This window comes from Prevotella sp. Sow4_E9_plate, from assembly GCF_052116205.1.
GTDB lineage: Bacteria > Bacteroidota > Bacteroidia > Bacteroidales > Bacteroidaceae > Prevotella.
The window spans coordinates 1-23,464 of sequence record NZ_JBQKLN010000059.1 but is presented as its reverse complement, the minus strand read 5'-3'; the positions used below and the strand labels follow the sequence as shown (position 1 = coordinate 23,464).

Annotated in this window: 14 protein-coding genes; 13 read left to right on the top strand and 1 reads right to left on the bottom strand. The window is 47.5% G+C overall.

Annotation, left to right across the window (positions count from 1 at the left end):
• Positions 1 to 125 precede the first annotated feature (125 nt).
• The 13 genes from ACTQ53_RS15805 (at position 126) to ACTQ53_RS15745 (ending at position 20,687) form a co-directional block, all read left to right on the top strand.
• Positions 126 to 386 carry a hypothetical protein gene (locus ACTQ53_RS15805; protein ID WP_441934118.1) on the top strand — a complete coding sequence of 87 codons (261 nt, stop codon included), beginning with the start codon at positions 126 to 128 and terminating at the stop codon, positions 384 to 386.
• A gap of 23 nt (positions 387 to 409) precedes the next feature.
• Positions 410 to 745 carry a hypothetical protein gene (locus ACTQ53_RS15800; RefSeq protein WP_441934116.1) on the top strand — a complete coding sequence of 112 codons (336 nt, stop codon included), beginning with the start codon at positions 410 to 412 and terminating at the stop codon, positions 743 to 745.
• Between the two features lie 167 nt (positions 746 to 912).
• Positions 913 to 1,353, top strand: a complete 441-nt coding sequence (locus ACTQ53_RS15795) for a hypothetical protein (protein ID WP_295346094.1) — start codon at positions 913 to 915, stop codon at positions 1,351 to 1,353.
• 344 nt (positions 1,354 to 1,697) lie between these two features.
• Positions 1,698 to 2,201: a hypothetical protein gene (locus ACTQ53_RS15790; protein ID WP_441934114.1), complete on the top strand. Its 504-nt coding sequence runs from the start codon at positions 1,698 to 1,700 to the stop codon at positions 2,199 to 2,201.
• Between the two features lie 318 nt (positions 2,202 to 2,519).
• Positions 2,520 to 3,608 (top strand): phage antirepressor, encoded by a 1,089-nt coding sequence (locus tag ACTQ53_RS15785; RefSeq protein WP_441934112.1) that lies wholly within the window; start codon positions 2,520 to 2,522, stop codon positions 3,606 to 3,608.
• A gap of 193 nt (positions 3,609 to 3,801) precedes the next feature.
• Positions 3,802 to 6,552, top strand: a complete 2,751-nt coding sequence (locus ACTQ53_RS15780; protein WP_441934110.1) for a hypothetical protein — start codon at positions 3,802 to 3,804, stop codon at positions 6,550 to 6,552.
• 20 nt (positions 6,553 to 6,572) lie between these two features.
• Positions 6,573 to 7,136, top strand: coding sequence for a DUF5675 family protein (locus ACTQ53_RS15775; RefSeq protein WP_441934108.1), 564 nt, complete (start codon positions 6,573 to 6,575; stop codon positions 7,134 to 7,136).
• A gap of 399 nt (positions 7,137 to 7,535) precedes the next feature.
• On the top strand, positions 7,536 to 10,628 hold the full coding sequence (locus ACTQ53_RS15770) for a SusC/RagA family TonB-linked outer membrane protein (RefSeq protein ID WP_441934120.1): 3,093 nt from the start codon (positions 7,536 to 7,538) through the stop codon (positions 10,626 to 10,628).
• A 13-nt stretch (positions 10,629 to 10,641) separates the two neighbouring features.
• A complete protein-coding gene (locus tag ACTQ53_RS15765; RefSeq protein WP_299399880.1) occupies positions 10,642 to 12,825 on the top strand; it encodes a RagB/SusD family nutrient uptake outer membrane protein in 2,184 nt (727 codons plus the stop codon).
• Between the two features lie 220 nt (positions 12,826 to 13,045).
• Positions 13,046 to 15,157: a rhamnogalacturonan lyase gene (locus ACTQ53_RS15760; RefSeq protein ID WP_441934106.1), complete on the top strand. Its 2,112-nt coding sequence runs from the start codon at positions 13,046 to 13,048 to the stop codon at positions 15,155 to 15,157.
• A gap of 61 nt (positions 15,158 to 15,218) precedes the next feature.
• On the top strand, positions 15,219 to 16,835 hold the full coding sequence (locus ACTQ53_RS15755) for a rhamnogalacturonan acetylesterase (RefSeq protein ID WP_441934104.1): 1,617 nt from the start codon (positions 15,219 to 15,221) through the stop codon (positions 16,833 to 16,835).
• A 38-nt stretch (positions 16,836 to 16,873) separates the two neighbouring features.
• A complete protein-coding gene (locus ACTQ53_RS15750) occupies positions 16,874 to 18,130 on the top strand; it encodes a rhamnogalacturonan acetylesterase (protein WP_441934102.1) in 1,257 nt (418 codons plus the stop codon).
• An 88-nt stretch (positions 18,131 to 18,218) separates the two neighbouring features.
• Positions 18,219 to 20,687 carry a glycoside hydrolase family 2 TIM barrel-domain containing protein gene (locus ACTQ53_RS15745; protein ID WP_441934100.1) on the top strand — a complete coding sequence of 823 codons (2,469 nt, stop codon included), beginning with the start codon at positions 18,219 to 18,221 and terminating at the stop codon, positions 20,685 to 20,687.
• Positions 20,688 to 20,778: 91 nt separating this feature from the next.
• Here the strand turns inward: ACTQ53_RS15745 and ACTQ53_RS15740 are convergent, their stop codons facing one another.
• Positions 20,779 to 22,911 (bottom strand): cation:proton antiporter, encoded by a 2,133-nt coding sequence (locus ACTQ53_RS15740; RefSeq protein WP_441934098.1) that lies wholly within the window; start codon positions 22,909 to 22,911, stop codon positions 20,779 to 20,781.
• Positions 22,912 to 23,464 lie beyond the last annotated feature (553 nt).

The window sequence follows — 23,464 nt, the reverse complement described above, 5'->3', positions numbered from 1 at the left end:
CAAGTGGGTACACCCCGAACCGAACTTTAATTAGCAAGATTTTCAAAGATCTCTCGTGCTTACAGCGTATAGCTGCTTAGCACATTATTGAATTATTAACGAACTATTGATATTATAAAGTAGATATGAAAACGATTAAAATGAATGAATTGAGTAACTGGTTGGTTACTTATATTACAGACTTTATCCATGGAGCTCAGGCGGAGAATGCGCCTGAGTTCTCCAAGTGGGCTAAATCTTTTAAAAGAGAGGAGGCTGAATTTATCGTAAGAGCCGAGTTTGTGAATGACTGGGGGTATGATGAGCGAAGTGAAGTTCCTGAAGAGGAAGCTATACTCTATGCTCGTGCTTTACTGGAAAGAATATTGTCTTCCTGGTATATGTAAGGCAATTCTAGAAAGTGTTGCTTATGTATAAAATGAACAAAGACCTGCCCTACGAGCAGCAGGTAAAAAACTTGCTCCACCATTATGACCAGCTGGTGGAGGAAAATGAGGCCTTAAAGGCTCGAATCAAGGAGATGGAAGATGAAAGGGCAGAGTACGGCAATCCGAAAGAACTGCGGGAAATGCTGAAAACGCTTCCGGCTAAGATGAATTATCTTAGGAGTATCTATAAAGACAGAGATCAAAGACTCAACTGGGCAAAGAAGAAACTGGTGAAGTACCTGAGAAGTAAAGGAGAAAAAGTACCTACGGGTATAACATTTACCAGGGTGGTAAATCTCATTACAGGAGAAGAATAGGTAAGGGGAGAAAGTGATGCTATAATTGCGCACTTTCTCCCTTTTTTTGTATACTTTTCTGAGAATCATTAAAAAAGTAGCACTCTTTTTACGTCCTAAGGAGACGTAAAACGCTTGCGGGTTCCGCCGATTATTGCTAATTTTACACGAATAAAATAAAATTAGCAATGGCTGTAAAGACAACAGAAACAGAAAATACAGAATCTCTGGCTATCCGGTCGGTGAAATTAGCTTATATCGAGAGCATCGGAACTCTTCTCGGTATCATGATTGATGAGGATATTTCTCCCCGAAAATCAATCGTGAAGGATTTTCATGTTGCTTATGATACGATTCGGAAATTCCTAGATTTCGATCCTAACATAAAGTTTGAAACCATTGCAAAATTCTGCTATGTAATAGGTCACTATCTTCATGTTGAACATGAGGCAGTCGACAACTACAAATCTAAAAAGCATATCAAGGATAGAGACGAAAGACTTGCACGCATTAAGCAACTGCAAAGACAATATGAAGAAATCTATGGACCTGGAGCCGAAAAGGTGAAAGATTTGATTAGGAAGAAAGTTGATCTCCGTCAGTATTGTGAATCAGGCCCAGTAAAATAGGTAAAAGATAACATAAACAACAACAAAAACTTAAAAATTGATAAATGAAAGTAATTACATGAATTCTTGAGGTGCTGCTGGTATCGCCAGCGACGTCTAATAGCTGCCTCACCTCGTGAAAATCATGAGGGCTACCTTCTCTAACTAGCTAAGGGTAGTTTTTAGTCACTTCTTCATAAAAGAGATTTAATAAGGGAGTATTATGACTAAAACAATTTTATTTCTTTTGATTGCGCTTTCTAATTTAGGCGTAATCAGCCTGAGTGTATGTATCGTAGTTTCTCTCAACGGCAAGCGCATGTTGGAGATGACTACAAGTGTTCAACAACTAGTTAATCTGCAGAATGATGACAATAAACTTAAATGTTAATTTCGAAAATGCACCAGATTGGCATTTTGGTAACAACATCTTCGGTGGGTCTTCTGATAAAGCATCATCTGGTTCTTCATCAGATAGCAATCTCAATGAAGCTGACTTTGAGGAAGTGAATGAAGGTAAGGATAAAGGAGAAGATAAATCTGGTTTTTCTCAGAAAGTTATGCCGCTTCTGCCTTTTATCCCTCAGTTGCCTGAAGAATTAAAGAGTGAGAAGGCGGCAAGAATCCTGATGAGATTATATAAGGAGGAGATTTTAGATGAGAATTTCCAACCACTCAATCTTTCCAATTATCAGAAAGCATATCTTGCTTTTCAGATATCCGTTGCATTGGGGATAAATAATGTATGGAAGGTGTTTTCGAGATTTTGGAATATGAAGCCTTCTGTGATGAGAACCCGTTATAATGATGCGCTTTCTATGCCTTCTATATTGGATTTTGGTGAAAAAATCAAAGAATATTTACGATAATGCGGCTTTTGGGTAAGTAGTACTAGTACGACCGTACGGGTACGCCCCATTTTTTATCCAAAATATCGCCGTACATTTGCCCCAGATTTCAGAACGATACCGGTTCTGAGGTCTGGGGCTTTTCCGTTTCCTATCGCCAGGTTGCTGGGATAGGTTTCCTGCCATGTTGTAAGTGGCGCAGCGTATCAGCCCATCGTTCTTTGACAAGGTTGATACAATTATTTTTTTTACATTGAACATTGAACTTTGAACTTTATGATATGTTCTAAGGGGCTGACTTGCGAAAAGTTCAATTATTTACATTTAATTTTATTATTTATGACAAATTTAATGAATCAGAAGGTGGGGGGCAGCAAGGCTGCTAGCCCTGCCAAGTGTGGTGCACAGTCTTCTAAAAATAAGAAGATGGCTGCACCTGTGTGTGTGTTTGAAAATCCGGAGTTCGGAATGGTTCGTACCGCTACTGATGAGAAGGGCGAGCCTTGGTTCTGTGCTAAGGATTTGTGTGATGCGCTGGGATATAAGAGAGCTACAGACGCTGTAAGACAGCATGTTAGGTCTAGCGATACGGCGAAATACCGCATTGCTAGAACTGTCAAAAATCGTTTTGGCGTTTCTGAAGGAAAGGTGCAGAACGTGCAGATGAACTTCGTCAACGAGAGCGGATTTTATGCCCTGGTGCTCGGTTCTAAGTTGGCTTCGGCTTTGAAGTTCAAGGATTGGGTTACCTCGGTGGTGCTGCCTCAGATTCGCAAGACGGGCGGTTATATCCCGGTGCATGAAGGGGAGAGCGAGGAGGAGATGATTCGCAATGCCGAGGAGATTCTCCGTGCTACCCTGAAGGAAAAGGAGATGCTGCTGGAGCAGCAGAAGAAACTGCTGCATCAGCAGGAAGTGCAGTTGGGACTTGACAAGAAACTCATCGACGAGCAGGATGTGGAGATCAGACGTCTCAACGGAGTGCTGGATGAGCAGACGAGATGGGCTTCTATCCAGGGCGAGAACGTCATCAACCTGGAGAAGCAGGTGGACGGGCTTCTGCCTAAGGCGATTTACAGCGACAATGTGCTGGATTCCGTTTCGTGCTTCACCACCACCCAGGTGGCGAAGGAGCTGGGTATCACGGCGCAGGAACTGAACCGCTCGCTCTGTGCGCTGCATGTGCAGTATTACCAGAGTGGGCAGTATCTGCTCTATGCGGAGTATGCGCACATGGGACTGGCGAAGAGCCGCACCCGTTATCAAGCCTTTCTGGACCCGAACTGCGACGGAAGAAAGGAGAAGATGGGCAAGGCGTTGACGCATACCTATCTGGTATGGACCGAAAAGGGCAGGAAGTTTATTCACGACCTGGCGCATCGTTACTGGGAGCTCGCGGAGATGTACGAGGTGAAGAGCCTGGGGTAAAGAAGGAGGGGGTCTGCTTCTGGCGGGGGACTTGAGGAAGGGGACCAGGCGTTGGAAACGCCTGGAACGGTGGCTCAGAGGGGGCTTCCTTGCTCCTTCTTCGGCTCCCTTCTTCGCTCCTTCCTTGCTCCTTCTGGAGGGGCTTTCTTCTGGAGGAGGGGGGCTTTGGCGTTAATTTCTTTTTAATATTATTATGGACATGAAAAATGAAACGATGCAACATTGGATTGCATTCAATGGGTTCCGAGGGGGGAATAAGGGCAGCGCAAGCTGCCAGCCGCTCTCAGCTTATGACAAGACCATCTCGCTGCCATGGCTGCACGAGATGGTGCTGCAGATTCGTGGCGAGAAGTCCATTCGCAGCGTGGACAGGACTGATGATGCCCAGCTCGCCAAGGCACGACAGAGAATTAAGGGGCAGTTGCCCTTCCGTTGTGCTCACTACTACCGTTTTCTGAAAAACCGTAGATCGCAGAGCAATGCTGACCCTACGGCTTTCCTTTTTCAGACTACCGTGGATGTGGATGATAAGGAGTTTGTGGAGCAGGCGCTGGAGAAGGCGCGCGAGCTGAACTGCAGCGACAGCATCTGGAAAGGGATGCTGCTGCACCTGGAGTATTCTGCAAAAAATAAGCTGCATATCGACATCCGCATGCCGATAGGGATGACCATCGAGGAGACGCAGAAGGCGTATTGTGAGGCGCTGGGCGTGCCTTATGATGAGAGCTGCATCTCGCCCGAAAGAATGATCTATATCACGGATAAAGACTCGGAGATTTACCGCTCCAAGGACTGGTATGGGGTGCTGCCCGCAGAGGAGCTGAAAGCCCGTAGAGAGGCTTTCTTGAAGCGTGGGCTTACGATTGACGGTAAGGGGACGGCTCGCTACAGCTTGCTTGCCGGGGATTGCAAATCCCCGGAACGCCTGGCGGGGGACTTTCAGGGGCAAATACCTAGCGATAGTAATCATAAAGTTCCAAGTTCAAATCTCAAAGTTCAAAGTAATCATAAAGTTCAATGTTCAAAGTTCAATGTTCAAAGTGAAGACAATAGATTTCCGGGCACTAGTGGCGATAACGCTGTTTCTTCTGGCTCTGCTATTCAGCCTGCCCAACCTGGTGATAGCAATCGTGTTGCTGATTCTCATCTCAGCCCTGCTGGAGATGCTCAGAATGCTGGCAGATTGGCAGCCTCAGAAGCAGGTTCTGCCAGTGAGAAGAATCTGATAGCCTTCGACCTGTTTCAAGAATCTGCGGGACTGAAGGGGATGAATATTGACACCGTGGGGTCCAGACATTCCTCCCTGCTCGCCATCATGAGTGCCGGAGCATCACGAGTGATGAGCGAAGAGGAGCTGATGAAGGTGGTGGCAGAGAAGATGCCAAGCTATTATCAGGAACCTGACTGCCATCAGCTGATTCATGACTTCTATTCGAAATATGGGGATAGCTCCAAGCCTTTCTCTAGAGACGTGATTCGGGTAAATGCCTTGGCGGAGCAGGCGGCTAAGAGCTTGCTTGCCGGGGATTGCAAATCCCCGGAACGTGAACGCCTGGCGGGTAATCATACAGTTCAAAGTTCAATGTTCCAAGTTCAAAGTAACGGAGTTCAAAGTAACGAAGAAGAGTATCCCGCCCCTCCACCGATGCCGAAGAAGCTGCCGAAGCTGGTGGAGTTACTTATCTCGAAGACACCGGAGATTTATCAGCCAGCCGTGGCTTGCGCCATCTTCCCTCCTCTCGCCACCCATCTGTGGCAGACGAGATTCAGATATATCGACAACGTGGAGCATGAGGCAACCTTGTCAAGCGTGCTGCTTGCCGGCACCGGAGCAGGAAAGAGCTGCGTGCAGAAACCTATCGATTTCATCATGGAGGATATCCGCAAAAGAGATGCTGAAAACCTGAAACGTGAGAAGGAATGGAAGGACGAAATGATGCGCAAGGGTGCCAACAAGGACAAGCGCAAGCGCCCCGAAAACCTCATCATCCAGGAGATTGATGCCGACATGACCAACCCAGCCTTCGTGATGCGTACCGCTGAAGCAAAGGAACATTTTCTTTATACTTCGCTCAATGAGATTGACCAGTTTGATGCTTTGAAGGGTATCGGCAATCAGCAGTTCCGCATCATGTGTCTCGCTTTCGACCCAGATAATCAATATGGTCAGACTCGTGTGGGAACCCAGAGCGTAACCGAGCGTGTCACCATCCGTTTCAACTGGAATGCTTCCACCACCATTGACAAGGGGCAGCGCTATTTCTCAAAGGTGTTGACCGACGGTCCGCTGAGCCGTATCAATTTCAGTACCATTCCGGAGCGTGATATCGGTGAGGACATCCCGGTATATGGAACCTACGATGATGAATTCAGAAAAGCCCTGAAGCCCTACATCGAAAATCTCTGTATGGCAACGGGGCTGGTGGAATGCGAAGAGGCGTATCGGCTTGCCGAGGTATTGAAGAACGAGAATGCCGAGTTTTCCCGTACCTCGCAGAACCGCATCTTCGAGAATTTCTCGTTCCGTGCCAACGTCATCGCCTATCTGAAGGCGTGCGTGCTCTATGTGGCAAACGGCTACAGATGGGAGCCGGAGATAGAGGATTTCATCCGCTGGAGCGAGCGCTACGACCTCTACTGCAAGATGCGTTTCTTCGGGGATATGATAGCCAAGGAGGCGAGCACTGCAGAGAAGAGTTCAAAGCGAGGACCGGAGAATATCCTGCAGCTTCTGCCCGATGTCTTCACCGAACCGCAGCTGGAAGCCATCCGTCTGGAACACGGACTGAAAGCGCAGGGCTGCAAGAACGTCATCAAGCAATGGATTTATCGCAAGTATATCGTGCGCATGGAATCTGAGGACGGCAAAAACGGTTACGGTTACAGAAGTTACAGTTTTAAGAAGCTCAAATACCGTCATGACGGTCAGGAGCTTGATTCCTAAACTTTAATTAATTGAAATTTATGGAAATTGTATTGAAGCGTATAGCTAAAAAGAACAGTTATACCATCGGACGCCTCTTTATCCTGAAGGATGAGGAGGTAGAGCGGAAGGTGCATTCCTCTTGGGCGCATCCCCAGCTGAAGCGATGGTTTGAACACACGGTAGACGGCAAGCTGCTGTCGGAGGAGAACTATTTCTGCGATACCCTGGAGCCGACGTGGCGCAATCTGAAGGGCGTGGAACTGCAGCCTGAGGAGGAGAACGTGCGCCTGGGCAGGGTATCGGGCAAGAAGGCGCAGAAGATGAAGGGACATACCGCCATACCCGAAGGCACCTATCCTCTGCTCGTTACCCTATCGCCCCGTTTCAAGGAGTGGTTGCCGTATCTTCAGGGTGTGCCCGATTTTGAGGGCGTCCGCATCCATGCCGGCAACTATCCCGACGATACCCAGGGCTGCATCCTGGTGGGCGAGAACAGGCTGAAGGGCATGGTGGTGAACTCCCGCATCTGGCTGCATCGCCTGAAGAAGTGCATCGGCGAAGCGAGGGGAAAGGGTGAATCCGTCTGGATTACCATCATCTAGCCGGGGGGTACACCTTAATTATATATATAGAAGTTTCGCAGGTTCAGAAGTGTTCAGAAGTTAAGGAGTTAAAGGAGTTAAGACAATAGTCTTTTTGGCGTAGTTTTTTAAGCAGCAAGACATACGTCTTAACTCCTTAATTCCTTAACTCCTTTAACTCCTGAACACTCCCCTTCCTCCCTCCCTTCTGAAGCTTGAACATGAACGAAAATGGCAAAAAACTAATAAATGTCAAATAATAAGGGTGAATAGCCAAAATATTAAGTATTGTTGGCAAGAATTAGTGTACTTTTGCAACCGAAATAATAACAAATAAACCAAAAAACGTAATAAGACATGGACAACAAACTATTTTTTAAAGAGTCTGTTTTGCCTGTTACTCTTTTTTGCTCAGCATTGATGTTCTCCCCTGTAGGAGCAACTCAGGTGAATGCGGCTACAAATGTAGTACAGCAAGCTAAAACAGTAAAAGGTACAGTTGTAGATAACATGGGCGAGCCAGTCATTGGCGCCAGTGTTAAGGTAGTAGGCACAACCACAGGTGCCGTAACTGATCTAGATGGTAACTTTACTTTGACCAATGTGCCAAAGAATGCTACTGTGGAAATCTCATATATCGGCTATATTGCCCAAAAGATAAGCGTTGCCGGAAAGAGCGATCTGAAGGTAACATTGCAGGAAGATAACAAGGCTTTGGATGAAGTCGTGGTAGTAGGTTATGGTGTGCAGCGCAAGAGCGATGTGACCGGAGCCTTGGCTCACCTGGATTCAAAGGACCTGACAGCGATGCCTGTAAAGGATGCCCTGGAGGGTATGCAGGGTAAGACTGCCGGTGTGGATATCACCAACTCCCAGCGTCCTGGTACAGTAGGTAGCATCACCATCCGTGGTCAGCGCTCTATCGGTGCCAGCAGTGCTCCTCTCTATGTAGTAGACGGTATGATTATCCAGAACGGTGGTATCGAGAATATCAACCCTCAGGATATCGAGAGCATCGAGGTATTGAAGGATGCTTCTGCTACCGCTATCTATGGTGCACGTGGTGCCAACGGTGTTGTGCTCGTTACTACCAAGAAGGGTAAGGAAGGCAAGGTTACCTTGAACTATGCAGGTACCGTAACCTTCTCTACACTCCACGATGTAACCAAGATGATGAATGCCACACAGTGGATAGACTATGCCCGACTGGCTGCATATAATCAGGGACTCTATGGTGATAAAAACCAAGACTTTGCTCCTAATTATGAGGGTGATGTGAAGCTTTTCGGCGGTCAGGCAGACAGCTGGGCGAATATCAACCAGGCTTGGGTAGATGGTACTTATCATCCGGAATTGGTAGGCTCTTACGACTGGGCTTCTCATGGTAAGCAGACCGGTATCACCCATGAGCATACACTCAGTGCTTCTGGTGGTACAGATAAGTTCAAGGGTTATGGCTCATTTGGCTATTTAGACCAGAAGGGCGTACAGCCAGGCCAGAGCTATCAGCGCTTTACCCTGAATACATCTTTCGAGGCTAGACCAGTAGCTCCATTGACATTGGGCTTCACCATGAATGCTTCATACGGTACCCAGAACTATGGTTATAACTTCTCTAAGTCTGTAACGGGACCTGGTGATTATTATAATGCATTGAACTCCATGATTCCATGGACAGTGCCTTACGATTCTGACGGTAACTATATCCGAAACCCTTGGGCTTACAACGTGAACGTGATCAACCCTATTGATGAGCTGAAATATAATACCAACAAGCGTACCAATTTCCGTATCAACGGCAGTGCCTACGCTCAGTTTGATTTCGGTAAGGTATGGAAGCCATTGGAGGGCTTGCAGTATCGTATCCAGTTTGGTCCAGAACTTCAGTACTATCGCCTGGGCATCGCCAATGCAGCCGATGGTATCAATGGTGATGGCAGAAACATTGCTCAATATAACCCATCCAACAAGGTGTCATGGACACTCGATAACCTGGTTTACTACAATAAGACTATTGCAAAGAACCATCGTATCGGCGTGACCCTTTTGCAGAGTGCATCCAAATATCATTCAGAGAATGGTAATATCAAGGCTTATGTAGCGAGTGCAGAGGAGCTTTGGTGGAATACAAGTTCTTTGGGAAATCCGCAGGCTTATTCTACGGGGCTGACTGAAACTTCGCTTGCTTCCTACATGGCTCGTGTGAACTATACCTATGCAGACAAGTATATGTTGACAGCCAGTGTTCGTTCCGATGGTGCTTCTCAGTTGTCTGATGGTCATAAGTGGGCGTCATTCCCATCTGTAGCTCTTGGTTGGCGTATTGATCAGGAGAAGTTTATGCAGAAGGCTGATTTCATAAGCAATTTGAAACTTCGTCTGGGTTATGGTATTTCCGGTAACTATGCTGTATCTGCATACGCTACTCAGGGTGCTGTTCAGAGCAACTACTATGCATGGGGCAGTATGGATCCTACAGTGGGTTACTTGCCTTCTGATGCTTCTGCCAAGAATCCTAACAAGATGGCGAACCTCGACCTCGGTTGGGAGAAGACCAAGCAGTGGAACTTAGGTCTCGACTTCGGCTTCATCAACAACCGTATCAGTGGTAGTGTTGACTACTATCACAACAAGACTACCGACCTGATTCTGGCTACCACCATCCCATCTCTCACCGGTTATACCAGCACATTTGCCAACGTAGGTGAGACTTCCGGTTGGGGTGTTGACCTGCAGTTGAATGCCATCCCTGTGAAGACCAGGAATTTCGAATGGAATACCAGTCTTACCTGGACCATCGACCGCAACCGTGTGGATAAGTTGAACAATGGCGTGAAGGAGAACGTAAACGACCGTCTCTTCGTAGGTGAGGAAATCGGTGTTTACTACGACTATGTATATGATGGAATCTGGAAGACCTCTGAGGCAGAAGAAGCTGCCAAGTTTGGTCGCAAGCCGGGTCAGATCAAGGTGAAGGATGTAAATCCTGACGGCAAGATTGACGCCAACGACCGTCAGATTGTAGGTAAGGTTCGTCCACGCTGGTCAGGCGGTTGGCACAATACCTTCAGCTACAAGAACTTCGAGTTGTCTTGCTTCATCTATGCCCGTTGGAAGTTTACTGTAGCCAAGGGTGCAGAAACCCTCGGTGGTATGTATGCTATGCGTGATGTGGATTATTGGATTAAGGATATCAATGAGGATGCCGAGTATTACTCTCCAGGTTCTCAGGGACAGAATGCCGATACTTTTTCTGGCTCAATGAACTATCAGGACGGTTCGTACATCAAGATGCGTAACATTTCTCTGGGTTATACCTTCCCTAAGAATATGACCAGCAAGTTGGGTATGAGCAATCTCAAGGTTTATGTTCAGGCTATGAACCCATTCACTATCTATAAGAAGTGTAAGTGGCTTGATACCGACCTCTTGAGTTATGATAACAACTCTACTTCTTATGGTTCTGGTACAACCATCAAGAGCTGGGTTATCGGATTAAACATTGGATTCTAAATACAGATACATCATGAAGACAAACAAAATATTATATGCAGCACTGATTGCAGGTGCAACTTTAGGAACTGTTACTTCTTGTAGTGATTCGTTCCTTGACGAGAAGCTGGTTACTGAGAAAGGTACGGCTTATTTCCAGACTAAGGAAGGTATTGACGACCTGGTAACGGGTGCTTACCAGAAATTGAAGTTTAAGTATAACTATATCTGGGGTATTTATCTCTATGGTATGGGTATCGATGAGTTTACCAGTGGTGCCAACAACATCACCTCTTATAATGCATACAGCACCGACCTGAACTCGGGTGAAACTGCTGCCAACCAACCATTGTGGGACAATATGTATGGTCTCGTAGAACCAGCCAATCTTGTCATCCAGAATACTCCATTATATTATGGTGAGAAGGTGAGCACTTACAACAACCGTTTGGGTGAGGGTTACTTCCTCCGTGCTTTTGCTTATTTCGAGCTGGTAAAGCAGTATGGAGGTGTGCCTTTGAAGCTGGAGCCAAGCAATGGTAAGATTAATTATACTTATACTCGTAATAGCGAGGAAGAGTGCTTTGCCCAGATTATTTCTGATTTCCAGAAGGCATACGAATTGTTGCCTGAATCTCCAGAAGGAAAGCAGGTTGGTCGCCTAACTAAGTCGGCTGCTGCCCATTTCCTGGCAAAGGCTCATCTGTATCGTGCCTCTGAATTGCATGATAGCTGGAATGCTCAGTACAAGGATGCCGACCTGGATGCTGTCATCAAGTACGGTAAGGAAGTAATAGCTGCCCACCCATTGTGCCAGAACTTCCAGGAACTGTGGGATTATACAGAGCCTAATGGTGCCAATGAGAATGTCAGTGAGGTGGTGCTTGCTGCACAGTTCTCTAATGATGGTGCCAGCACGCATGGACGCTTCGGTAACCAGTTCCATCTCTACTATCCATCAGTCTATCAGAATATAGCAGGTTGCAAGCGTGATATCTCTGGTGGTCGTGAGTTCTCTTACGTCAGTGCTACAGAGTATTCTATGCAGGTATTTGACCGTGTGAATGATTCCCGTTTCTGGAAGTCATTCATAACCAAGTATGGTGCTAATTATACAGCAGGTGCTCCATATTGGATTACTACCAAGAAGAATAAGGACACAGGAAAGCTGGAGATTACGGATGATGTCTATAAGGCACACCCAGAGTATTATCCTGATGATGTGAAGGTTCCTACAGAAACAGATCCAGGCGATCATCGTTTCAAGGGTGGTGAGATTGGTATCAAGTATATCGTCAATAATCCTGGCGATACTCGTTTTACTCCAGCTTTGAATGCTGATGGTTCAGAGAAAAAGTCAGAGGATTATGTTTTGAAGAATGGTAAACTTGTTCCAGAGCATACTTTCGTACGCTACTATGCTGGTCAGTCTTTCAGCTTCAATACACAGAGCAATCCTGCTGAGCGTTCTGGTAACTACTATATTCTGGGTAGTATCCACAACAGAAGCGTGGCTTTGAGCAAGTTCCGTGACGGTGCACGTGAATCTATCGCTTCACAGTTTGGAACCCGTGATGCCATCATTGCCCGTTCTGCCGATGATGTTCTGATGGTAGCTGAGGCTTATATCCGCAAGAAGGATTATGGAAATGCCATCACTTACCTGAATATGGTACGTGACCGTGCCGGTTACAAGGCTGGCGAGGACCGCTCTATCAGCCGTGATGGTGGACAGGCTTATAAGAAGAACTCTGCTTGTACAGGAAAGGGTGGTGGATTCTCTGCCGAGGGTTCTATCTATACAGAGGAGAATACTTATTATGAGTCAAACAACATTGCCGAGACTACTGCTTCTACTGAGAGTAATATGCATCTGAATGGTATTGAGGATGTGCTCAACTCTAAGGTTGAACAGCCTATCTACGAAGCTTTGAAATTGACATCCGACTATGATAAGTTCATGTGTTTCCTCTTGGATGAACGTACACGAGAGTTGATTGGTGAAGGTCAGCGTTGGGAAGATTTGGCTCGTACCAAGACTTTGGAAGCTCGCTGGAATGCGTTTAGTGATGCTTCTACTGGTGGACAGGGCAAGTTTGATCCAGCCAAGCACTACTATCGCCCTATTCCTCAGTCATTCCTCGATGGTATTACCAACGAGAACGGTGCTTCCTTGAGCAACGAGGAGAAGGAGAAGATGCAGAATCCTGGTTACTAATCGGATATCTATAGGATAGGTTAATGATTATATGTTGAAGAGCGGTATCTTTCTCTAGGTAGAAGGTATCGCTCTTTTTTCTTCTCATACAGAAAACTGTAAGAATGAAATAATGAAGAATTGTATGATAGTTCGCTTCTTCGGATAATATTACTAGGTAGATGAACCGGATTATGCGTACTTTTGTAGCAGAAATACAAAACAATAAACAACTATCATCATGCAAATCAAACAAATGTTATTTCCGATGATGAGTATGGCGCTGACAATGGCTCCCTGCTCTCATCTCCATGCACAAGTGCAGACTCCGGTATCGCAGATGGAGAAGCTGGACCGTGGTCTGGTGGCTTTGCCTGCCCAGGACAAGGGAATCTTCCTCAGCTGGCGATTGCTGGGTACGGACAGCAAGAACGTATGCTTCGACATAGAAAGAGATGGAAAGATTATCGCCCATCAGGTGAAGCTGACCAATTATACAGACCGGAAAGGTTCTGCTGCCAGCAGCTATCGAATCATCACTTATCAGAAGGAACCCAGGATGGATGCTCCGGCTGAAAGAGAAGTTTCGAAGGAGGTGAAGCCATGGAATGATCTCTATCGCTCCCTGCCCATCAACCGTCCTGCCGGCGGTGTCACTCCCGATGGAAAATCCTACGAATATACACCCAACGACTGTAGCGTGGGCGATGTGGATGGAGACGGAGAATATGAAATCATCTTGAAATGGGACCCGACCAATGCCCATGACAATTCGCATGACGGCTATACGGGAGAGGTCATCTTCGACTGCTACAAGCTCGACGGAACCCAGCTCTGGCGCATCAATCTGGGTAAGAATATCCGTGCCGGTGCCCACTATACCCAGTTCCTGGTCTATGATTTCGACGGCGATGGCAAGGCAGAAATGGTCTGCAAGACATCGGCTGGGTCGGTAGATGCCAGGGGCAGGTTTGTGAGCGATGTGGCTACGGATGAAGGAATCCGCTCCATCGACAACCATGCCGACTATCGCAATTCCAGAGGTCGCATTATGACCGGTCCTGAACTGCTGACGGTCTTCCATGGCGAAACCGGAAAGGCGATGCATACCATCTGGTATGAGCCCAACCGAGCCTTCGGTACGGGCAATCAGGTGGAAGAGGGGGAGCATCTGGAGAACGGATTCCCTGCCTACTCTTCTGTTTGGGGCGACAAGGCAAACTATGGCAACCGTGGCGAGCGATACCTGGCTGGTGTGGCTTTCCTGGAGGGTGCCGACAAGAAGCCGAGTGCCGTAATGTGCCGTGGCTATTATACCCGCTCTTATCTCTGGGCGGTAGATTTCGACGGAAAGGAACTCAAGACCAAATGGCTCCATGCTTCGCTGACTCCCAACGACTGGAAGGTGACCGATGCCGACGGAAAGGTGCTGAAGGAAGCTCATGGATGTAAGGCAACTGCCTATGCCCAGGGAGCGCACAGTCTGGCTGTGGGCGATGTGGACGGAGACGGACGTGACGAAATCACATACGGTTCGGCTGCCATCAACCCTGACGGAACCTTGTTGTATTCTACCGGATTGGGACATGGCGATGCGCAGCATCTTGCTGACCTGGATCCCGACCGTCCGGGCTTGGAATATTTTATGGTACACGAAGAATATCCTTACGGTTCTGACCTGCGGGATGCGAGAACAGGCGAAATCCTGTTCCGTACACTCGATAAGGAAGATACCGGAAGAGGAGTGGCTGCTGATATCGATTCCAGGCATCGGGGATATGAATATTGGTGTTCGGATGCTCCTGTAGTAAGAGACATTAAGGGTAAGCCTGTTTCGGCAGAATCATCTTTATCCTCACAGAAGAATCATGAAGCTGATCATTTCAGAAGTAATGAGAAAACGAGTTTCAGAGCTGTTTCCAGAATGCCGGCAATGAACTTCCGGATCTATTGGGATGGTGACTTGCAGGATGAAATTCTGGCAAACGGGCGTTCTCCTCATTTTCCTCCTTATCTCCAGAAATGGAACGGCAGCGAGGCGGTGGCTTTGCCTTTGAGCAATGGAAAACAGCTCTACGAGATGGGAAACTCGGTGAGTTGCAACTGGTCGAAGGCGACCCCGAATCTGCAGGCTGACCTCTTCGGCGACTGGCGAGAGGAAGTCATTTATTGGGACAAGAGCGATGCATCGCATCTCAACATCTTCACCACTAATTTCCCTACGGAATATCGGGTTCCAACCCTGATGCACGACCATATTTACCGTATGGGAGTGGCATGGCAGAATGTAGGCTATAACCAGCCTCCACATCTGGGATATTATCTGCCCGATCATGCAGAAAGGATTAAGTGAAGAATGAAAGAATTCTCTTGTATATAATATAACGATAATAATTTGATAAAAAACGTAGCTAATGAAAAGAATATTATTCGCCATTTCATTGATGGCGGCAACAACAGCTTCTTTTGCCCAGGTGGCAAAACCGATGGAAGATGTCAACAAGGTTATCGACAATACCGTAGATAGCCTGAACAAGGCGATGACCGCTCGAATACAGCCGGGAACCAGCCGCAAGGGCAACAACCCGGTGCTCTTCCTCATAGGTAACTCTACCATGCGCAATGGCACATTGGGTAATGGTAATAACGGTCAGTGGGGCTGGGGATACTACGAGCACGAGTTCTTCGATGCCAACAAGATTACGGTAGAGAACCAGGCGCTCGGAGGCATGAGCAGCCGTACCTTCTATAACCGTCTGTGGCCGGATGTGCGCAGGGGCATCAAGGCTGGCGACTGGGTAATCATCTCCATCGGTCATAACGACAATGGTCCTTACGATAGCGGAAGAGCACGTGCCAGCATCCCTGGCATCGGCAAGGATTCGCTCAATGTCACCATCAAGGAGACGGGCGTGAAGGAAACCGTCTATACTTACGGCGAATACATGCGCAAATATATTAACGACTGTAAGGCGCTGGGTGCTCATCCTATCCTGATGTCGCTTACTCCTCGTGATGCCTACGATGAGAACGACAAGATTATCCGCGTCAACAAGACCTTCGGATTGTGGGCAAAGCAGGTGGCAGAGCAGGAAGGCGTTCCTTTCGTTGATTTGAATGAGATTTCTGCAGCCAAGCTCGACAGCTATGGTCATTGGAAGGAGAAGTATCATTTCTTCACCGACCATATCCACACCTCCCGTTTCGGAGCGATGATGAATGCCCGTTCGGCTGCTGAGGGATTGGCAGAGAGCAAGGATCCAAGTCTGGCTCCTTTGCAGGCGATGATGATCAATGTGGCTTTGCCGGTGGAGAATTTCAAGCGCGAACCGGGCAAACCGGTCGTCTTCTTCACCGGAGACAGTACCGTAAAGAATGCCGATAAGGACGAAGACGGCATGTGGGGCTGGGGCTCTCAGGCTTATACCATCTTCAATCCTAAGAAGATTACCTGCGTGAATGCAGCCAAGGCGGGGCGCAGTTCCCGTTCTTATCTCAACGAGGGAAGATGGGATAAGGTATACAACAGTCTTCAGCCGGGCGACTACGTGCTCATCGAGTTCGGACACAACGACATCTGTTCTATGACCGACAAGAAGATGCGCGGTTCCATTCCTAGTGCCAAGGATACCTGCCATGTCTATCAGATGGAAGAGAGCAAGCAGTATGAGGTGGTTTATTCCTTCGGCTGGTATCTGAAGAAGTTCATCCAGGATGTGCGCGAGAAGGGTGCTACCCCAATCCTCGTTTCCCTGACTCCTCGCAACGAATGGCCTGACGGAAAGATGGAGCGCCGAAACGATACCTACGGCAAGTGGTATCGCGAAATCGTTGCAGAGACAGGCGTTGCCTTCCTCGACCTCCACAACATCGCTGCCGATTCTTATGATAAGATAGGTAAGGAAAAGGTGAAGGCTTATTACAAGAAGGATCATACCCACACCAGTCTGAAGGGTGCCCAGCATAATGCCAAGTGCGTGGCTAAGGGTTTGAAGAAGATGAAGAGTCCTTTGGCGAAGTATCTGAAGTAAAGCAATGGAAAAAGATTGTTCTTAAAAGAAGGATCAAAATGAAGACAAGAAATTTTTTATTCACCGGTCTGCTGGCGCTGGCTTCTACGGCAGCCGCCAATGCCCAGACTTTCGATATCGACCTGTTGAAGGCGCAGCCTGTCTATTCTGCTGAGAAGGGTCAGGGATATGACATCTTGGCTGCTCCAAAGGCAAAGAGCAATGCGCCTTTCTTCTATTCCGTGAAGGTGGCGGATGGCAACTATAAGGTGACCGTGGTGCTCGGTTCTAAGAAGAAAGCGGGCAAGACTGTGGTTCGTGCAGAGAACCGCCGTTTGATGCTCGACGAGGTGAGCACCAGGAAAGGCGAGTTCAAGACTTACTCCTTCATCGTGAACAAGCGCAGCCCTTATATCAATGCGAAGATGAACGTAAAGATCAAGCCTCGCGAGAAGGATTACTTTACCTGGGACGAGAAGTTGACTCTGGAGTTTACGGGTGCTGCCCCAGCAGTAAAGAGTATCAAGGTGGAGCCGGCTCCAGCCGAAACCATTACCTTGTTTCTTTGTGGCAACTCTACGGTAGTTGATCAGTTTACGGAGCCATACGCTTCCTGGGGACAGATGGTGACCCGCTGGTTTGGTCCGGAGGTGGCTATCTCAAACCATGCTGAAAGCGGATTGACTGCCGGTTCCTTCCTTGCCTCCAACCGTCTGGACAAGGTGTTGGCGATGATGAAGAAGGGCGACTATGTGATTTGTGAGTTCGGGCATAACGACCAGAAGGAGAAGTATGTGGGCAGTGGTGCTTGGTATAATTTCTCTTTCAATCTGAAGAAGTTTATCGACGAGGTACGCAAGAAGGGTGGCAACATCATCTTCGTAACTCCTACCCAGCGCCGCCGTTTTGACGATGCTACCCATAGCAAGATTCAGGAAACTCATGGCGATTATCCTGATGCCATGCGAGCTGTGGCGAAGCGAGAGGGCGTGCCTGTGATAGAACTTCACGATATGACCCGCACTTTCTTCGAGACCTTGGGGTATGAGAACAGTAAGAAGTCGCTGGTTCACTATCCGGCAAATACTTATCCCAACCAGACTAAGGCTTTGGAGGATAACACCCACTTCAATCCATACGGTGCCTACGAGGTGGCTAAGATGGTGGTGATGGGCATGAAACAGCTCAATCTGCCTATCGTGAAGTTTCTCCGTGCAGACTGGAAGGACTTCAATCCTGCCCAGCCTGATGATTTCAATCAATTCGTATGGTATCCATCCGTGAATCAGGATGTAACCAAGCCAGACGGAAATTAATACTTTAAACATTGAACTTTGAGCTTTGAACATTGAACTTTATGATTAGTTCTTTTGTTTCAAAAATCTCATATTAAATGAATTTGGAATGAATAGAAAGACAATACTTTTCGCCTCGTTGCTGCTGGGCGGTTTGCCTTTGATGGGAACCCTTTCGGCTGATGCAGCGGTGCGCGATACCATCAGCATCAACCAGGGATGGCAGTTCCATCGTGGTGATGTGAAGAACATAGCTGAGTTGAAATCAACCCAGAGCGTGGATGATGTGGTGAATCTGCCACATGATTTCCTGATAGGACAGGACTGGGTGGCTCCGGATGCCAGCGAGCGACCTGACAATAGCGATGCGGGCAGCAATGTGCGCAGCCGATTGAGTTCCCGTGGATTCAAGGAGATGGGCATCGGCTGGTATCGCTACGAACTCACTCCCAAGGACGAATGGAAGGGAAAGCGCATCGTGCTCGACTTCCAGGGCATCATGCTGGTGGGCGATGTCTATCTGAACGGTCAGCGAATCGGTGGTACCGACTATGGATACCTGGGCTTCGATATCGACCTGAGCAAACTCTTGAAATGGGGACAGACGAACGAAATCGCAGTCAAGGCGGATACGCAAAATCCAAGCAACTCCCGCTGGTTTACGGGTGCCGGTCTCTATCGTGATGTCAACCTCATCGTTACCAATAAGGATCTGTTCTTCCCTCGCCATCCGCTCTTTATCCGTACACAGGGCAACAGGGAGGTGAAAATCAAGGCGGAAATTATCAACCAGCAGAAGGTGGCTAAGGGACAGACTGCTGCCAAGATGCCGGTGGGCGTTCGCATTCTCGATGCCGATGGCAAGGTGGTGGCTGAGCAGAAGAACGACATCCACTTCAATGCCAAATGGAGAGACAGAGAGTATGAATTGCCAAGTATCGCTTTGGAAAACGCCAAGTTGTGGTCGCCGGATTCACCTTATTTATATACTGCCGAGGTGACGCTTTATGACAGTGAGGGCAACATCGCCGACCAGATAAAGGAGCCGTTTGGTGTGCGCACCATCGAAATCATCCCACAGAAGGGCTTGCTGGTGAACGGCAAGAAGGTTCTCCTCAAGGGTTATGCCAATCATCATACCCTCGGTGCCCTGGGTGCTGCCGCCTATCCGCGTGCCATCGAGAAGCGACTGAAACTGATGAAGGAATTCGGAATGAATCATATCCGCACCTCTCATAATCCATATAGCGAGGATTTCCTGAAACTCTGCGATAAGTATGGCATCCTGGTAGTGGATGAGCTTTACGACAAGTGGCTTACCCAATATGCCGGTGGCAGAGTGGAATGGGAGAGTCTCTGGCAAAAGGATGTTCCTGAGTGGGTGAAGCGAGACAGAAACCATCCTTCGGTGGTGATGTGGAGCCTGGGAAATGAGTTGCAGCAATACAGCAACCTGCCTTTCAATGATTGGGGCGTTACGGCTTATAAGCTCCAGAAGGAGTTGCTGCACCGTTATGACGATACCCGACTCACCACCGTGGCGATGCATCCCCGCTATCGCAACCTGGAGACGGATTCCATTCCAGCCGACCTGGCAATAGAGACTGAGGTGAATTCATATAACTACCGTTACATGTACTTCCCTGGTGACAGCAAGCGCTATCCGGAGAAAACCTTCTATCAGAGTGAGGCAAGTGTGGCTGCCATGGGACCTAACTTCTACGAGATGGACCGTGACAAGGTGATTGGTCTTGCCTATTGGGGCGCCATCGATTACCTGGGCGAGAGCATGGGATGGCCAGTCAAGGGATGGAACCAGGGTGTGTTCGACCTTTCTCTTCAGCCCAAGCCGGATGCTTATTTCGTGAAGAGCATGTTTACTGACGAGCCAACCGTTCACATCGGTGTTATTGAGAAATCGGGTGGCAACATCCAGTGGAATGGCATCAATGTTTCTGCCGGAAAGCTTTCTGAAAACTGGAACCGTGAGGCAGGCGAGAAGGTTTCGCTCTATACCTATACAAATGGCGACGAGGTGGAACTCTTCCTCAACGGCAAGAGTCTGGGAGTGAAGAAGAACAGCAACGATCCTAAGCTCCGCGCCCGCATCAAGTGGGACAACATCGCCTATGCTCCAGGCACTCTGGTGGCTGTGGCTAAGAAGAACGGCAAGGTGGTGGCTCGCCATCAGATAGAGACCACGGGCGAGGCTGTGGCTCTGAAGCTGGTTCCGGATGTGGAGACCTGGCATGCTGATGGTAAGGATCTGATGCACGTCCGCATCTCTGCCGTGGATAAGAAGGGCAGAAGAGTGCTGAACATGAAGGATGCCAAGGCATTCGACAAGTTGACTTTCACCGTGAAAGGCGATGCGAATATCGTGGCGGTGGATAACGGAAACATCGCTTCGGATGAGCTTCATATCGGAAAGACCCAGTTGGAGAAGACCATTCAGCGCAATCTCTTCCAGGGTTCCGCCCTCGTGATATTGAGAGCCGGCAATAAGCCGGGAAAGATAGAACTTTCTGTAGCTGGCGAAAAGATGAAAGCCAAGAAGCTGGTTCTGAATACGAAATAAACTGTTCGATAAGAATACGTAATAAACTATTTGATAACAATAAAGGTCGCCATAATCTTGGCGACCTTTATTATTGTTGGAAAATCTTGGATTATTTTCTGAATCTCTTTTTAATCCATTGGTTGAATGCGACATAAGCACTGATTTCCTCCTGATGTTGAGGTTCGGCAAATGTCAGGTTATTGCCAGAGGAGTCTCCATGCTGGTCTGGGAAGATAATCATCAGATTGGTTCCCAGGAAGAAGCGGGTGATTTCTTCCGGTAAGCGTTCGAGAGCTGTCTTGTGAGATACAGTTCCCTTACGGGCTGTGATAATCACCAACATGTGGTCTTCCGCTATCTGGGAAGCTATTCGAGGCATCTCGTTCCAATGATTCATCAGGGTGTAGTCTGCACGTACTTCATGATGACGGTTGGTGATATATTCGTTGATGAGTGCCAGGGTTTCCTCGCGACCGTGGAATTGGATACGGCAATCCAGATTGCCTGCTAGTCGGGCAAGACGTTCTACCCATCTGTAGAAGCCTGGTTCAAACTCGGCTCTGGATGGTACTGCCACTTCTATGCGACGCAGGGTATTGAGCGGTTGCTTGATGCGCGCCATGATAATCTGGCGGCTCAGTCCGTTGAACAGACTCTGATGGAACTCTCCCCAGAATTTAGGTGAAACCTCAGGATGCATGTGCATGCCGATGATGATTTCGGAACACTGGAACTCGTTGAAGGCATGCTTGATGCCGTTGGCGATGTTGGCTGCGATGCGGACCTGCGTCTGCGTCATCACGTCTGTGGCTGCCGCAAGTTGGCTGCAATGGTCCAGCAGCTGGCGACCCTGTTCCTGCTTGTATCGCATATCCTTGTCATCATACACAACATTCAGGCAAACCAGTCCTCTGTTCAATTTCTGGTTTCTTACCAGGAAAGCAAGGTTCATCAGGTTGTCTGCATATTCCGGATATTTCACAGGAATGAGAATCTTCTCATCGCTTGCTTTCTTGTCATCTTCTGCATCTGGTAGTTCCTTGTCGCGGAGGATAATCTTTCTGGAACTCCAGTCGGTGAGCATCGAAGAGATGATGCAGGTACAGAGAATCATCATCACCACGCCGTTCAGCATGTCATCGTTTACCAGATAGGTGTTCGGACCCACCAGAATGTTCATACCCACCATCACCATGGCGATACTGCCGGCGGCATGGGCAGAAGTCAAGCCGAACATCATGTGACCCGATGACAGCGGCAACCGGAATCCGAAGCAGGCGGCATAGGCGGCGATGGCTTTTCCTAATGTTCCGAAGAAAACAATGCAGAATACTACCCAAAGAATATGACCGCCCTGGAAAAGCAACCCCACATTGATGAGCATGCCCACACCTATCAGGAAGTATGGAATGAAGAGTGCATTGCCCGTAAACTCCAATCGGTTCATCAGCGGAGACACGTGCGGGATATACCTATTTAATATAAGACCCGCAAAGAAGGCACCGAAAACACCTTCGATACCTACCATCTGGGATAAGGTTGCACTCATGAAAAGCATCGCCATCACAAAGATAAACTGCATTACGGCATCGCTGTATCTGCGTAGAAACCATCGCGTTAGTCTTGGAATCAGAAATATCATGAATCCGCAATATGCAGCAAACTTGGCTGCGAAAAATAGCCAGAAAAGGATACCGTCGTGCTTGGAAAATGAAGCTACGAGACCCGCCAGCATGATGAGGGCTATCAAAAGTGAAAGCATACTGGAACCCACACTCAACGTAACGCTTGGCTTCTGTTGCAATCCATAGCGTGCCACGATAGGATAGGCTATCAAGGTGTTGGATGCCATGATACAACTTAGAAGCATGGAAGCCCTGAAGGAATAATGAAGCAGCCAGATACTCATGCCGAACGTAAGGAAAAAAGGAACGAAACAGGTAAGAAGACCATAAATGAGTAGTCTCATCTTGTTCTTCTTCATGCCTTCCATGTCCATTTCCAAGGCGGCTAGGAACATGATGTAATAAAGCCCCACCTTTCCGAACAGCTCGAAAGATGAGTCTCGTTCCAGGATATTGAGTCCGTATTTACCGACCAGTACTCCTGCCAAAACCATTCCTATGATGTGGGGAATTCTTAATTTACCCATGATGATTGGGGCAAATAGAATGATGAGGAGTACTACGAAGAATATCAACGTAGGGTCAGTTATTGGGAAATATTCTGCAATATGTAACATAGGCTTATTCTGATTTTATTTTTTGAGTGCAAAAGTACAAATAATTCTTGAAAAGAGCAAAGCTTTTGTCTTTTATGTGCATTTTATCAGACTAGAAACCGCTTTTGTCGCTAAAAGGATCATGAGAATGGCAAGTAGAAATTGCCAAACTGTATTTTTGAATCTATTTCATATATATAATAAGGTATAAAAGGATTTTTGAAAGCTCGAAGTGTTTACGAGTGTTAAAATATATCTGTTTATCGAACTTTTTTGCCGAAGAATTTGGTGGAATGGAAAATAGTTAGTACTTTTGCACTCGCTTTTGAGAAATAAGGTTTCTCTTAGCAATTAAAGAAAGAGTTCTTTGAAAGATTTTACATAAACAGACAAGTAGTACAAGAAGCGGTTAACTTCTTAGAAATAAGAACGTTGACTGGGTAAAAGAAACGAACCGTCAAGTAATTGACAAGTCAGGTTTACTAAGCTTCAATAAACGAAAAGGATATTCGTCCTAAGTACAGACAACAAACACCGATTGCTTCAGCAATGAGGCAAGACGTAAAAATGATAT

Excerpts from the sequence above, each read along its gene's own strand:
- ACTQ53_RS15805 (WP_441934118.1), top strand. The coding sequence starts at position 126 with ATGAAAACGATTAAAATGAATGAATTGAGTAACTGGTTGGTTACTTAT.
- ACTQ53_RS15800 (WP_441934116.1), top strand. The coding sequence starts at position 410 with ATGTATAAAATGAACAAAGACCTGCCCTACGAGCAGCAGGTAAAAAAC.
- ACTQ53_RS15795 (WP_295346094.1), top strand. The coding sequence starts at position 913 with ATGGCTGTAAAGACAACAGAAACAGAAAATACAGAATCTCTGGCTATC.
- ACTQ53_RS15790 (WP_441934114.1), top strand. The coding sequence starts at position 1,698 with ATGATGACAATAAACTTAAATGTTAATTTCGAAAATGCACCAGATTGG.
- ACTQ53_RS15785 (WP_441934112.1), top strand. The coding sequence starts at position 2,520 with ATGACAAATTTAATGAATCAGAAGGTGGGGGGCAGCAAGGCTGCTAGC.
- ACTQ53_RS15780 (WP_441934110.1), top strand. The coding sequence starts at position 3,802 with ATGGACATGAAAAATGAAACGATGCAACATTGGATTGCATTCAATGGG.
- ACTQ53_RS15775 (WP_441934108.1), top strand. The coding sequence starts at position 6,573 with ATGGAAATTGTATTGAAGCGTATAGCTAAAAAGAACAGTTATACCATC.
- ACTQ53_RS15770 (WP_441934120.1), top strand. The coding sequence starts at position 7,536 with ATGTTCTCCCCTGTAGGAGCAACTCAGGTGAATGCGGCTACAAATGTA.
- ACTQ53_RS15765 (WP_299399880.1), top strand. The coding sequence starts at position 10,642 with ATGAAGACAAACAAAATATTATATGCAGCACTGATTGCAGGTGCAACT.
- ACTQ53_RS15760 (WP_441934106.1), top strand. The coding sequence starts at position 13,046 with ATGCAAATCAAACAAATGTTATTTCCGATGATGAGTATGGCGCTGACA.
- ACTQ53_RS15755 (WP_441934104.1), top strand. The coding sequence starts at position 15,219 with ATGAAAAGAATATTATTCGCCATTTCATTGATGGCGGCAACAACAGCT.
- ACTQ53_RS15750 (WP_441934102.1), top strand. The coding sequence starts at position 16,874 with ATGAAGACAAGAAATTTTTTATTCACCGGTCTGCTGGCGCTGGCTTCT.
- ACTQ53_RS15745 (WP_441934100.1), top strand. The coding sequence starts at position 18,219 with ATGAATAGAAAGACAATACTTTTCGCCTCGTTGCTGCTGGGCGGTTTG.
- ACTQ53_RS15740 (WP_441934098.1), bottom strand. The coding sequence starts at position 22,911 with ATGTTACATATTGCAGAATATTTCCCAATAACTGACCCTACGTTGATA.